Origin of the sequence: Komagataeibacter europaeus, from assembly GCF_002173515.1 — a bacterium.
GTDB classification, from domain to species: domain Bacteria; phylum Pseudomonadota; class Alphaproteobacteria; order Acetobacterales; family Acetobacteraceae; genus Komagataeibacter; species Komagataeibacter europaeus.
Genome location: NZ_CP021467.1, coordinates 2,599,681 through 2,613,133 on the forward strand (window position 1 = coordinate 2,599,681; position 13,453 = coordinate 2,613,133).

A 13,453-nucleotide genomic window follows, 5' to 3' on the forward strand; every position below is an offset into this window, starting at 1 on the left:
AGGGATGAGCGAGAGCGGGCCGGCAGGGAAACTTGCCGGCCATTCCGCATCAGGCCCCTCACAGCGGCAGTTGCGCGTGGCGGAAGAAGTCCGTCGCGTGCTGGCGGAAATCTTTGCCCGTACAGAATTCCGTGACCCGGATCTGGCGGATGTGCGCATTACGGTTACCGAGGTGCGTATCTCACCCGATCTCAAGCACGCCACTGTATTCGTGGCCCGCCTGGGGCGTAGCGATGTGGCGGAACTGCTGCCTGCGCTCAAGCGTGTAACGCCTTTCCTGCGCACGCGCCTGTCCCATGCGCTTCGGCTGCGGGGTGTGCCCGACCTGCATTTCCAGCCCGATACGGCGCTGGATTATGCAATGGAGGTCGATAACATGCTGCGTCAGCCGGAAGTCAGGCGGGATCTGGAGGACTGATCCGTTCGGCTTTACGGCCGGATCGGCTTCCCACTGAACAAATGCTTCAAAGAACGCCGCCTTTTTTGAAAAAAGGTGGCACCTTAAAAACCTTTGTTCTTCCTATAAAAAAGCCGGTCATGGCGTAATGCCAGACCGGCTTTTTTATGGTCCCGATCTGGGAAAGGGATCAGTTACGCCGCCCCATCAGCAGCAGCTGCGGGTTGCGTTCCACATCGGTCGCAAACCCGCGCAGGGCGGCGGCGGCGGCGGCAAGGTCACGCAGCGACGAATCGATATTGGAACGATCGGCAGAACTGGGCGCGGTAATGTCATGCAGGCCAGCCAGCGCGCCCTTGGCCTCGGTCACCGTTTCATTGGAATTGACCAGCAGGGTATGCAGTTCGCTGCCACGCGCATCCAGCTGCGCCGTGCCGGTATCGGCCAGGTTGTTGATGGACGCCAGCGTTGTATCCATATGGTGGTCGAGGTCACGGATCGCATCGGTCGCGGTATCCACCGTCACCCGTGTATGGTCGGACGTGGCGCGCACGCTGTCCACCAGCGGGGGCAGGTCCTTGTCCAGCTTGTCCGCCAGCGTACGGATGCTGACCAGCATGGCGTCGGCATTGTTGGCGATATTCTTCAGCGGCAGCGCCGTCAGTGCGTCGGTCAGCTTCTGCATTTCCGATTCACGCGCCGGGATTTCCGGCAGCGGGCTGATGCCGGGATGCAGGTGCGCAGGCACGCTGGGATCGAAGGTCAGGTCGATTTCTTCCTGCCCCGTGACAAAGCTCTGCATATGCAGTTCGGCGCGCAGCCCGTTTTCCACCAGCTTCGGCAGTTCGCGGCTGTCCAGAACCTTGCCATGGCTGCCTGCCATGTGCGCGCCATTGGCCTGAAGTTCCAGGGTGACGGGAATGTAGGCCTGATGCGTCTGGGGATCGAACTGGACGGCAATATGGTCCACGTGACCGACCTGCACCCCATCGAATGTGACGGGTGCGCCAACGCCCAGCCCGTTGATCGGGCTGTCGAACACCACCACGGCCCGACTGGTGGGGGAAAAGGGATGAAACTGTCCGAACAGCGCTATGGCCGTCACACCAAGCAGGGCTCCACCCAACACAAATGCACCGACCGTGGTCTGCCGTTCAGCCATGGTGTTCAGGTCTCCCTAGACGCAGAATAAAAAACGATTGCGGACGCATTTGGCCATGTGTCCGTTTGCTGCAAGATGACATTACATCCACGACTGGCAAAGCGGGCAGCAGGGATGGCAGGCATGTGCCCGCTTCGCCTTTTACCACGTGTGGCGTGGGCGGCCAGCCCCCGTGACGGAATGGGGCATTGCCGTGCATGCGTGCCTCGTCTAAACGCACGGCATTCCCCCTTCATGGATCAAGGTGCCTGCAATGGGACGCAAACGTGGACGCCCGCTGGATGGCTGGCTGATAGTAGACAAGCCATTGGGAATGACCTCCACCCAGGTCGTGGGCCGCGTGCGCTACCTGTTTGATGCGGCCAAGGCGGGGCATGGCGGCACGCTGGACCCGCTGGCGACGGGGCTGCTGCCCGTGGCCTTTGGCAGGGCGACCAAGACCGTGCCTTATATAATGGACGGCACCAAGCGCTATAACTTCACCCTGCGTATCGGGGAAGCGCGCGATAGTGATGATGCGGAAGGCAGCGTGACCGCCATATCCGACGTGCGGCCCGACAATGCCGCGTTTGAGACCGCCCTTGCCGCCTTCCGTGGTGACATCATGCAGGTGCCGCCGGTCTTTTCGGCGCTGAAGGTCGGGGGAAAGCGGTCCTATGACATGGCGCGCGCGGGCAACGCGCCCGAACTGGCCGCCCGTCCCGCGCGGATCGACCGCTTTGAACTGATTGCCCGCCCCGATGCCGATACGGCGGTGTTCGAAGTGGAATCGGGCAAGGGCGTGTACATGCGCGCGTTGGCCCGTGATATCGCGCTGGCCTGTGGCACGGTGGGGCATGTTGCGGCGCTGCGGCGGCTGAACGTCGGGCCTTTTGATGAATCCCATGCGATTCCACTGGACAAAATTGTCGCAAGCGCCGACAACGCGCCTGCTCCACCGGATCTGCTGCTTCCGGTCGCGACCGCGCTGGCCGACATCCCGGCGCTGGCCCTGACCCGTGAGGAAGCGGATGCCCTGTCATTTGGCCAGGCGATTGACCTGAACCAGCTGGCGGACCGGATGCCGGAACGCGCCGACCCCCGATCGGGTGTCGTGCGTGCGATGGACGGGGCGCGTGTGGTCGGGCTGTGCCGTCCCGAAGGGGGCCTGCTGCGATCGGTACGCATGCTGTGAACCGAATGATCAATGGAGATGACGATGTCGATTACTGCTGAACGCCGCACGGCGCTTATTGGCGAATACCGCAATGCCGCGACGGACACGGGTTCGCCGGAAGTACAGGTTGCCCTGCTGACCGAGCGGATCGTGAACCTGACCGATCACCTGAAGACCCACGCGAAGGATTTCCATTCGCGTCGTGGCCTGCTGATGCTGGTCGGCCGCCGCCGCCGCCTGCTGGACTATGTCAAGCGCAAGGACCAGGCCCGTTACGAAACGCTGATCAAGCGCCTCGGCCTGCGTCGCTGATTTGCGACATGGCGGGAACGCGGTCATAATGCGTTCCTGCCATACGACCCGCACGGGCACGGCGCATGCACCCGCATGCCCGTGTCCGGTCGGGTCGGCTATCTTCCGGCATCCGTGACCAAAACGGGTGCCATCAACACGCTGCCGACGCCACGGCGGAGATATCCGGACCGGATCGCAGCGTTTCAGGCCACATGGTGTTCTGGCGGTATGTGCCGTCATCACTCCATGCCGTCCGAGGCGCTGCCATCAACGTTCCAATGTCCGGCCCGCCTGCATTGCGGCAGTCAACGGACAGGGTTGTCTGGATGTTTAATTATTTTCGCAAGGAAATCGAATGGGGCGGCCGCCCGCTGGTGCTGGAAACGGGCAAGATCGCCCGCCAAGCCGACGGCGCGGTTGTCATAACCTATGGCGACACGGTGGTGCTGTGCACGGCCGTTGGCGCCAAGAGCGTGAAGCCGGGACAGGATTTCTTCCCGCTGACGGTCAACTATCAGGAAAAGGCTTACGCCGCGGGCAAGATCCCCGGTGGCTTCTTCAAGCGTGAAGGCCGCCCGAGCGAGGCCGAAGTCCTGAACTCCCGCCTGATCGATCGCCCGATCCGGCCGCTATTCCCCGAAAACTTCCGCAACGAAGTGCAGGTCGTCGCCACCGTGCTCAGCCACGACATGGAAAACGACCCCGCCGTCGTCGCGCTGATCGGCTGTTCGGCCGCGCTGACGCTGTCGGGCATTCCGTTCTTCGGCCCCGTGGGTGCGGCCCGCGTTGGCTACAGCAACGGCAAGTACGTGCTGAACCCGACCATTTCCCAGCTCAAGGAAAGCGAACTGGACCTGGTCGTGGCCGGCACGTCCGAAGGCGTGCTGATGGTTGAGTCCGAGGCCGTGGAACTGTCCGAGGAAGTGATGCTGGGTGCGGTGACGTTCGGTCACGAAGCCTTCCAGCCGGTGATCGATGCGATCATCGACCTGGCCGAAAGCGCAGCCAAGGCCCCATGGGAACTGGCCGAGCCGACGGCCGAGGAAATCAAGCTGCGCAAGAGGGTGGACAAGGTCGGTCGCGCCCTGATCGCCGATGCCTACAAGGAACGCGCCAAGCAGGTGCGCTACAAGAAGGTCGCCGCAGCCCGTGACGCCATCCTCGCCAAGATCGGTGAGGCCGACGCCGATGCCGCCAAGCCCATGATCAAGGATCTGGAAGCTGACGTGGTCCGCACCGAGGTGCTGGATACCGGTTTCCGTATCGATGGCCGTGATCTGGAAACGATCCGCCCGATCGTGTCCGAAGTCGGCATCCTGCCGCGTGCGCACGGTTCCGCCCTGTTCACCCGTGGCGAGACGCAGGCCCTTGTGGTCGCGACGCTTGGCACCGGGCAGGACGAGCAGATCGTGGATGCGCTGGAAGGCGAATACCGCAACAACTTCATGCTGCACTACAACTTCCCGCCCTTCTCGGTTGGTGAGTGCGGGCGCATGGGTTCCCCCGGCCGCCGTGAAATCGGCCACGGCAAGCTGGCATGGCGTGCGATCCACCCGCTGCTGCCGGGCAAGGACACCTTCCCGTACACCATGCGCGTGGTGTCCGAAATCACGGAAAGCAACGGTTCGTCTTCCATGGCGACCGTGTGCGGCACGTCGCTTGCGCTGATGGATGCGGGTGTGCCGCTGAAGCGTCCGGTGGCCGGCATCGCCATGGGCCTGATCAAGGAAGACGAGGATTTCGCCGTCCTGTCCGACATTCTTGGCGATGAAGATCACCTTGGCGACATGGACTTCAAGGTGGCGGGCACCGAGCAGGGCGTGACCGCGCTGCAGATGGACATCAAGATCACCTCGATCACGCCGGAAATCATGAAGATCGCGCTGGGTCAGGCCCGTCAGGGTCGCCTGCACATCCTTGGTGAAATGGCCAAGGCGCTGACCGAAGGCCGTTCGGACGTGTCCTCCTCCGCGCCGAAGATCACCACGATCTCCGTGCCGAAGGAAAAGATCCGCGACGTGATCGGCCAGGGCGGTAAAGTTATTCGTGAGATTGTTGAATATTCGGGCGCGAAGATCGACATCAACGATGACGGCACGATCATGATCGCCGCGTCGTCCGACGATCAGGCCGAAAAGGCCATCGAACGGATCCGTGGCATCGTGGCGGAACCCGAAGTGGGCCACATCTATAACGGCAAGGTCGTCAAGACCGCTGATTTCGGTGCGTTCGTCAACTTCCTTGGCCCCCGTGACGGGCTGGTTCACATTTCCGAACTGGCTCAGGGCCGTGTCTCCAAGACGACCGATGTCGTCAAGCAGGGAGACGAGGTGAAGGTGAAGGTGCTGGGCTTTGACGATCGCGGCAAGGTCAAGCTGTCCATGCGCGTGGTCGATCAGGATACCGGTGCCGATATTACCGAGACAGTGGGCGCGAAGCCCGGCCGTGCGCCCGCGCGCTAAGACGCGGCTCCGGCCTGTATGACACCCGGCGGCGGGACTTGCCCGGTATGGGCGCCCCGCCGCGCGGGCAGACACATGACGATGGAATGGTGATGAAGCCGATCAATGCGATCCGTATGGGCGGGACGGATATTCTGCCCCTGGTCGAAGGGGGGAAAGGCGTCTCGATCTCAACCGGCATATCCGCCGGGCACTGGGCGGCAGCCGGGGGGGCTGGCACGGTCTCGATCGTGAATGCCGATTCCTATGACAGAGATGGCAACGTCGTCCCGCAGATCTATCATGGTAAAACACGGCGCGAGCGGCACGAGGAACTGATCGATTACGCCATTCGCGGCGGGATCGCACAGGCCCGCATCGCGCATGAAATCGCAGGTGGCAGGGGACGTATCCATGCCAATATCCTGTGGGAAATGGGTGGTGCGGAACGCGTCATAAACGGGGTGCTGGAGGGTGCACCGGGCATGATCCAGGGCCTGACCTGTGGCGCGGGCATGCCGTATCGCCTGTCGGAAATCGCGGCGCGTTTCGGCATTCATTATTATCCCATCGTATCGTCCGCCCGTGCGTTCAACGCCCTGTGGCGGCGTTCGTACCACAAGACGGGCGAACTGCTGGGTGCGGTGGTGTATGAAGACCCGTGGCGTGCGGGTGGCCATAACGGCCTGTCCAACACCGAAAACCCGCTGGCGCCGGAAGACCCGTTCCCCCGCGTGCTGGCGCTGCGCAAGCAGATGCGCGCCTTTGGCCTGGATGATACCCCCATCATCATGGCCGGTGGCGTATGGTGGCTGGAGGAATGGCAGGACTGGATCGACAACCCCGAACTCGGGCCAATCGTGTTCCAGTTTGGCACCCGGCCGCTGCTGACGCGCGAAAGCCCGATCCCCGACGCATGGAAGCAGCGCCTGCTGACGCTGAAGAAGGGGGATGTGTTCCTCAACCGTTTCTCGCCCACCGGCTTTTATTCATCCGCGGTGAACAACTCGTTCCTGCGCGAATTGCGGGGGCGGTCGGAACGCCAGATTCCGTTCTCCCCTGAAGCACTGGGCGAACACACGGCGGCGCTGGCCATTGGCGCGCGTGGGCGGCAGGTTTATGTCACCCCGGCCGATGCGCAGCGCGCGCGGCTGTGGATCGAGGAAGGCCATACCGAGGCCATGCGCACGCCGGACAATACGCTGGTGTTCGTGGCCCCGGAACGGGCCCGGGAAATCCTGGCCGATCAGGGGGCCTGCATGGGCTGCCTGTCGGAATGCCGCTTTTCCAACTGGTCGCAGAAGCCGCCTGCCTATTCCAACGGGCACAAGGCGGACCCGCGTTCCTACTGCATCCAGAAAACGCTGCAGGCGGCGGCCCATGCCCATGGGCCGGACCAGGCGGAGGTGATTGACCACAACCTCATGTTCGGCGGCACGAATGCATGGCGTTTCGCGACCGACCCATTCTATGCCAACGGCTTTGTGCCCACCGTGGCGCAACTGCTGGAGCGGATCATGACCGGGCGTTAGGCTGGTGGTCCATACCATATGAAACAGGCCGGTTTCCTTACGGGGACCGGCCTGTTTCATTATGAAAATAACGGAAGTTCTCGGGTGCCGCCTTTTTCAAAAAAAGGCGGCGTTCCCTGAAGCTTGTTGGAAAAAGCTTCACCAAAAAATGCTATTTTATGCGGTTGCGGGAAGGCAGGTATCGCGGAACAGCGCGAAGGCCAGCGCACGGTGGCTTATGGTGTTCTTTTCCACATCGGTCATGTCGGCAAAGCTGCGGGTGCCGTTGCCGGGGGCGAAGATGGGGTCATAGCCGTGGCCGTTTTCGCCATGCGGTGGCCAGATGACATGACCGTCAATCCGCCCCTCAAAGGTTTCGGTCCGCCCATCGGGCCATGCAAGGCACAGGACGGAAATGAACCACGCGCTGCGGTCCGGGTTATCGCCGATCCGGTCATGGATGCGGCGCATGGCGTCGGGATAATCCTTTTGCGGGCCAGCCCATCGGGCGGAAAAAATGCCCGGTGCGCCATCCAGCGCCGCGACACAGAAACCCGAATCATCCGCCAGCGCGGGCAGGTTGGCGGCTTTGGCTGCCGCAACGGCCTTGATGGCGGCATTGCCGGTAAAGCTGTCGGCGGTTTCCTCCGGCTCGGGCAGTGACAGTTCGCCAGCCGAGACGACACGGATGCCGTATCCCGCAAGCAGCGCGGCAAATTCCGCGATCTTGCCCCGGTTATGGGTGGCCAGAACCAGTGTGTCGCCACGATTCAGGCGGGTGGGGGGTGTGTTCATGCCTTCAATGCCTCTTCCACGATGGCGGTCTGGATACGGAACAGTTCAGCCGTGCCGGTGCGGGCAAGCCGCATGAGGGTGTTGAACTGGGCTTCGGTAAAAGGATCCTTTTCCGCCGTGCCCTGAATTTCCACAATGCCGCCATCGGCGGTCAGGACAAAATTGGCGTCGGCGCTGGCCGTGCTGTCTTCCCTGTAGTCCAGGTCCAGAACCGGGCCGTCATCCGTAAGCCCGCAGGATATGGCGGCGACCTGTCCCTTGATCGGCAGGGCGGGCAGGGTGCCGTCGCGCACCAGTTTTTCCAGCGCCAGGCGCAGTGCGACCCATGCCCCGGTAATCGCGGCGCAGCGCGTGCCACCATCGGCGTTCAGCACGTCGCAATCCACCGTGACCGAGATTTCGCCCAGCGCCTTCAGGTCCACCACCGCGCGCAGGGCACGGGCGATCAGGCGCTGGATTTCCTGTGTGCGGCCGGTCTGCTTTCCACGCGCGGCCTCGCGCTGGCCCCGGCTGTGGGTGGCGCGCGGCAGCATGCCGTATTCCGCCGTGACCCAGCCCTGTCCCTTGCCGCGCAGGAAGGAGGGCACGCGGGTTTCGACCGTGGCGGCGCACAGGACTTCGGTCCCGCCCATGCGGATCAGGGCGGACCCTTCGGCATGGTGGGCGAAGCCGGGCTGGATGAAGACGGGACGCAGGGCGTCAATGGCGCGGCCGGATGGGCGCATGGGCGTAAAACTCCGCAAGGTGATGGGGCGGCATAGCCTGCAATCCGTCCCGATTTCCAGTCCCGCGTGGGCAGGACGGGACAGGATCTGCTATGATGGGGACGCGGATGGTCCGCATGGTGAATGGATACGTGCAACACGGGGGGCATGGCGATGGAAAACCGACCACAGGTATCGCAGCCAGCCCTGCTGTCCGGGCTTGATGCGCGTTCTGCCGCGATCCTGCGCGAGATCGTGGAGCAGTATGTCGAAACGGGCGAACCGATGGGCTCGCGCACCCTGTCGCAGCGCCTGCCGCTGTCGCTTTCCCCTGCCACGATTCGCAATGTGATGGCGGACCTGACCGATGCGGGGCTGCTGTTTTCCCCGCATGCATCGGCAGGACGGCTGCCCACGGAAAAGGGCGTACGGCTGTTTGTCGATGGCCTGCTGCAGTTCGGCAACCTGAGCGAGGAGGAGCGTGAAAGCATCGCGGGCATGCTGGACGTGAAGGGTCGTTCGCTGGAGGATACGCTGGCGCAGGCATCGTCCATGCTGTCGGGCCTGTCATCGGCTGCGGGACTGGTCATGGCCCCCAAGAGCGATGGCGCCACCATCAAGCATATCGAATTCGTGGCCCTTGGCCCGGGGCGTGCGCTGGTCATTCTGGTCAGTGCGGACGGACAGGTGGAAAACCGCGTGATCGAGACGCCGCCCGGCCTGCCGCCTTCCGCACTGGTGGAGGCGGGCAATTACCTCAACGCCCACCTGTCGGGCCAGACGCTGGACCGCCTGCGGGAGACGGTCAGCACCGACATGACGGCCAACCGCAACGAACTGGACCACCTGACGGCGGAAGTGGTGGAAAGCGGCCTTGCGACATGGAGCGACGCCGATGAACGCGGCGGCACCCTGTTCATACGCGGGCAGGGCCGCCTGCTGGCCGATGTGACGGAAATCGAACGCCTGACCACGATCCAGATGCTGTTTGAACGGCTGGAGACACAGGAAACCATGCTGCGCCTGCTTGACCTTGCGCGCGAATCCGAAGGGGTGCGGATCTTCATCGGTGCGGAAAGCGGGCTGTTCGGCATGGCGGGGATGTCGGTGGTGGTCGCCCCCGCGCGCACCGATTCCAACCGCATCGTGGGGGCGATTGGCGTAATCGGTCCCACCCGCATCAACTATGCCCGCATCATTCCCGTGGTGGATTACACGGCGCGGGTGATCGGGCGGATGCTGGGCTGAGGCGACGGGATTGCAATGCAACCCACGCCGCCCGCGGTCCTTAATGTGTGGCACAGACCCGCCACACGCGTCCCGCGCCCACGCCAGGCGCAGGGTCGCCCAACGCGCAAGGAGAATGGCATGTTCACGCCCGATGCAAGGCAGTCCGGATCGTTCATGATTGGTGGTGACCTGGAGGTCACGCGGCTTGGCTTTGGCGCCATGCGCATTACGGGAAAGGGCATATGGGGTGAACCCGCCGACCGTGCCGCGGCACTGGCCACCCTGCGCCGCCTGCCGGAACTGGGCATCAACTTCGTCGATACGGCGGATGCGTACGGTCCGTTTGTCAGCGAGGACCTGATCCGCGAGGCGCTGCATCCCTACACGGATACCATCATCGCCACCAAGGGCGGCCATACGCGCCACGGCCCCGATATCTGGAAGCCGGTGGGCAATCCCGACTACCTGCAGCAGTGCGTACTGATGAGCATGCGCAGGCTGGGGGTCGAACGCATCGACCTGTGGCAACTGCACCGCGTGGGGCCTGACTGCACGCCCGAACGGCAGTTCGAGGCCATTGCCGCCATGCGCGCGCAGGGGCTGATCCGCCATGTCGGCCTGTCCGAAGTGACGGTGGAGATGATCGAGCGCGCGCGGCTGTATTTCCCGGTCGCTACGGTCCAGAACCGCTTCAACCTCGTCAACCGCTATTCCGAAGACGTGCTGGATTACTGCACGAAGGAAAATATCGGCTTCATCCCGTGGGCGCCGCTGGCGGCGGGCAGCCTGACGAAGGGCGATACCCTGCTGACCCGCCTGGCCAGCGAGAAGGGCGTGCAGCCTGGACAGATCGCGCTGGCGTGGCTGCTGCGCCGTGCGCCGGTCATGCTGCCCATTCCCGGCACCAGCAGCCCCGACCATCTGGCCGATAATGCGGCCGCTGCCGCCATTGAACTGAGCCATGAGGAATTCCAGCAGCTTGATAACGACGGGCGCGCGGAATGGGCCAGCCGTAACGGCGCGTAAGGGGACGGCACGCCCCATGTGCGGCGGATCGGGGGCGACGGCGGCGGCGGACAATGCTAGACAGGGGCCTCGACACAGAACCGCCCCTTTCTTTCCCTATTGGATACCGGATGACGCTTGCTGACGGATCAGGCCGCGATGGCCGGATTGATGGACCCTCACGCCCCGGCGCTGGCGGCCCGCGCCGCCCACGTTACCGCATGGTGCGCTGGCTTGCGGGCAGCACGCTTGCCGTCCTGCTGCTGGGCGGCGGTGGAGCGGCCCTTCTGGCATGGGGGGAATATGAACGCCTGAGCGAGGGCCTGCCCACGGTTGACGGCCTGCGTACCTACCAGCCCCCGGTCATGAGCCGCCTGTATTCGGGCGATGATCAGGTCATGGCGGAACTGGCGGCGGAACGGCGCATATTCGTGCCCTACAGCGCCATACCCGAACGCGTGCGCGATGCCTTCCTTGCGGCGGAGGACCAGAAATTCTTCACCCATGGCGGTGTCGATCCCATGGCCATCCTGCGCGCGGGCCTGACCGACATGATGATGCACGGGACGAAGCACCGTCCCATCGGGGCCTCGACCATCACGCAGCAGGTCGCGCGCATCATGCTGCTGGGGTCGAATGCGGTCTCCATTGACCGCAAGATCAAGGAAGCGCTGCTGGCCATGCGGCTGGAGCAGACGCTGAGTAAGGAACAGATCCTCGAGATCTACCTGAACGAAATCTATCTTGGCGAAGGGGCCTACGGCATCGGGGCCGCGGCCCAGACCTATTTCAACAAGCCGCTGGACCAGCTGGACAATGCCGAGGCCGCCTTTCTTGGCGCGTTGCCCAAGTCGCCCACCAACTACAACCCCCACCGCTTCGTGCAGGCGGCGACCAACCGGCGTAACTGGGTGCTGGACCGCATGGCGGACCTGAAGGTCATCACGCCCGAGGAAGCGCGCGCGGCCCAGCAGGAGCCGCTGGTGCCCGCCAACTTCACCCGCCCCGGTCCGGTCCCCGGTTCCGAATGGTTTGCCGAGGAAGTGCGGCGTGAACTGATCGAACGCTACGGCATCGGCACCACGATGGAAGGCGGGCTGTCGGTCCATACCTCGCTCGATTCCCACCTGCAGCAGGTGGCCACCACCGCGCTGCGTGACGGGCTGCTGCGCTATGACCGCGCGCATGGTGGCTGGCGCGGCGCCTTTGCGCATATCGATGCAGCGGATGCAGGCGGGGACTGGGCCAATGCGCTGGCCCGTGTCACGGCACCCGCCGCCATGCTGGAACAGTGGCGGGTCGCGGTCGTGCTGTCCCCCGCCACCGGGCGCGTGGGCTGGCTGGAAGGGCGCGATCCCGTCATTCCCCATACCGGTGACCTGCTGGCGCGTGACCGGGCATGGATGCGCACCGGCAAGGGATTGCAGGAAGGTGACGTGATCCTGATCGAACCACAGGCTGATGGCGGCGGCGTTGCCGTGCGGCAGGTGCCGCGTGTGGAAGGCGCGCTGGCCACGGTGGACGTGCATACCGGGCGCGTCATGGCCATGGTGGGGGGCTGGTCGTTCAAGGAATCGCAGTTCAACCGCGCGACGCAGGCGGCGCGTCAGCCGGGGTCTTCGTTCAAGCCCTTCGTCTACCTGGCGGCGATGGAGCAGGGGATTTCCCCTTCGCAGAAATTCGATGACTCTCCCGTCAGCTACGGCGAATGGCATCCCAACAATTATGAAAAGGATTTCTGGGGGCCGACCACGCTGCATGACGCATTGCGGGAATCGCGCAACCTCGTCACCATCCGCCTTGCGGCACAGATCGGCATGAAGCCGGTGGCCGACCTGGCGCAGAAGCTTGGCCTGGTCCATTCCATGCCGCTGGTGCTGCCTGCGGCGCTGGGGGCGGTGGAAACCACCGTCATGCGTGAGGCGGGCGCCTATGCCACCATCGCCAATGGCGGCAGGCTGGTCACACCCACCCTGGTTGATGATATCAAGGATCGCAACGGCAACATTGTCTGGCGCCCCGATGGCGTGACGTGGAAGGCCGGCAGCATGGCCGCCGATGGCCCGCAGATGGAAGATACCCGCCCGCAGGTGGTATCGGCCACGTCCGCCAGCCAGATCGTGGCGATGATGCAGGACGTGGTGCGCCGGGGTACCGGCGTGCGCGCGGGCGCTGGCATTGACCGGCCCATCGCGGGAAAGACCGGCACCAGCCAGGATTTCAATGATGCATGGTTCGCGGGCTTTTCCCCCGATCTGGTGACGGTGGTATGGATCGGGTTCGATACCCCGCAGTCGCTGGGCAAGAACGAAACCGGCGGCGCGATCGCGGGTCCGATCTGGAACCAGGTCATGAAGACGGCGCTGGCCAGCCGCCCACGCCTTGATTTCCGCGTGCCCGAAGGGGTACAGCTGGCCCGTTACGATACCGGGATGGGCATGGCGATCGATGCGTTCAAGCCCGGGCAGGTGCCGGGCGTCAGTGTTGACCTTGGCGCGGGGTCGGGCATGGCGCTGACGGCGGCGGATACCGGTGCTGAAAACATGCCCGATTCCGAAACCGACATGGCCACCATGCCCGGCAGCCCGGCTGCGGCGGGTGATGGCAGCACATCCGCGGGCCATCCCGGTGCGCCGTCCCGCCCCGCCGCATCCCAGCCTTCCGGGGGTGACATTGGCATGGGTGGCCTGTATTGACGCCCGTTATGCCGGGCGGCCGCGCGCATGCCCGCATTGTTTACCGTTGAGCGAGGAGCAAG

The 13,453-nt window shown here is 64.0% G+C and carries 11 protein-coding genes; 8 read left to right on the forward strand and 3 right to left on the reverse strand.

The window, feature by feature from the left end:
- The first annotated feature begins 4 nt into the window (after nt 1-4).
- Complete coding sequence (rbfA, locus tag S101446_RS12025; protein WP_010509158.1) at nt 5-418, forward strand: 30S ribosome-binding factor RbfA; 414 nt, start codon at nt 5-7, stop codon at nt 416-418.
- Nucleotides 419-587: 169 nt separating this feature from the next.
- Here rbfA and S101446_RS12030 read toward each other — a convergent pair whose 3' ends face one another.
- On the reverse strand, nt 588-1,559 hold the full coding sequence (locus S101446_RS12030; protein ID WP_010509159.1) for an MlaD family protein: 972 nt from the start codon (nt 1,557-1,559) through the stop codon (nt 588-590).
- Between the two features lie 253 nt (nt 1,560-1,812).
- On the opposite strand from S101446_RS12030, the gene truB reads away from it, so the two are divergent.
- The 4 genes from truB (at nt 1,813) to S101446_RS12050 (ending at nt 6,982) form a co-directional block, all read left to right on the forward strand.
- On the forward strand, nt 1,813-2,733 hold the full coding sequence (gene truB / locus S101446_RS12035) for a tRNA pseudouridine(55) synthase TruB (RefSeq protein ID WP_087608446.1): 921 nt from the start codon (nt 1,813-1,815) through the stop codon (nt 2,731-2,733).
- A gap of 24 nt (nt 2,734-2,757) precedes the next feature.
- Nucleotides 2,758-3,027: a 30S ribosomal protein S15 gene (gene rpsO, locus S101446_RS12040; RefSeq protein WP_025439775.1), complete on the forward strand. Its 270-nt coding sequence runs from the start codon at nt 2,758-2,760 to the stop codon at nt 3,025-3,027.
- Between the two features lie 308 nt (nt 3,028-3,335).
- A complete protein-coding gene (gene pnp, locus S101446_RS12045) occupies nt 3,336-5,471 on the forward strand; it encodes a polyribonucleotide nucleotidyltransferase (protein ID WP_087608447.1) in 2,136 nt (711 codons plus the stop codon).
- Between the two features lie 92 nt (nt 5,472-5,563).
- A complete protein-coding gene (locus S101446_RS12050) occupies nt 5,564-6,982 on the forward strand; it encodes an NAD(P)H-dependent flavin oxidoreductase (protein ID WP_026018516.1) in 1,419 nt (472 codons plus the stop codon).
- Nucleotides 6,983-7,138: 156 nt separating this feature from the next.
- Here the strand turns inward: S101446_RS12050 and rdgB are convergent, their stop codons facing one another.
- On the reverse strand, nt 7,139-7,756 hold the full coding sequence (gene rdgB, locus S101446_RS12055; protein WP_087608448.1) for an RdgB/HAM1 family non-canonical purine NTP pyrophosphatase: 618 nt from the start codon (nt 7,754-7,756) through the stop codon (nt 7,139-7,141).
- Nucleotides 7,753-8,481, reverse strand: coding sequence for a ribonuclease PH (gene rph, locus S101446_RS12060; RefSeq protein WP_010509172.1), 729 nt, complete (start codon nt 8,479-8,481; stop codon nt 7,753-7,755). Before rph ends, rdgB begins: the two co-directional genes overlap by 4 nt.
- Nucleotides 8,482-8,628: 147 nt before the next feature.
- Between rph and hrcA the strand changes: the two genes are divergently transcribed.
- From hrcA to S101446_RS12075, 3 genes are all read left to right on the forward strand, one after another.
- Nucleotides 8,629-9,708 (forward strand): heat-inducible transcriptional repressor HrcA, encoded by a 1,080-nt coding sequence (hrcA, locus tag S101446_RS12065; RefSeq protein WP_010509173.1) that lies wholly within the window; start codon nt 8,629-8,631, stop codon nt 9,706-9,708.
- 120 nt (nt 9,709-9,828) lie between these two features.
- A complete protein-coding gene (locus S101446_RS12070) occupies nt 9,829-10,716 on the forward strand; it encodes an aldo/keto reductase (RefSeq protein WP_010509174.1) in 888 nt (295 codons plus the stop codon).
- 110 nt (nt 10,717-10,826) lie between these two features.
- Nucleotides 10,827-13,391, forward strand: a complete 2,565-nt coding sequence (locus tag S101446_RS12075; protein WP_053322949.1) for a penicillin-binding protein 1A — start codon at nt 10,827-10,829, stop codon at nt 13,389-13,391.
- The last annotated feature ends 62 nt before the right edge of the window (nt 13,392-13,453 follow it).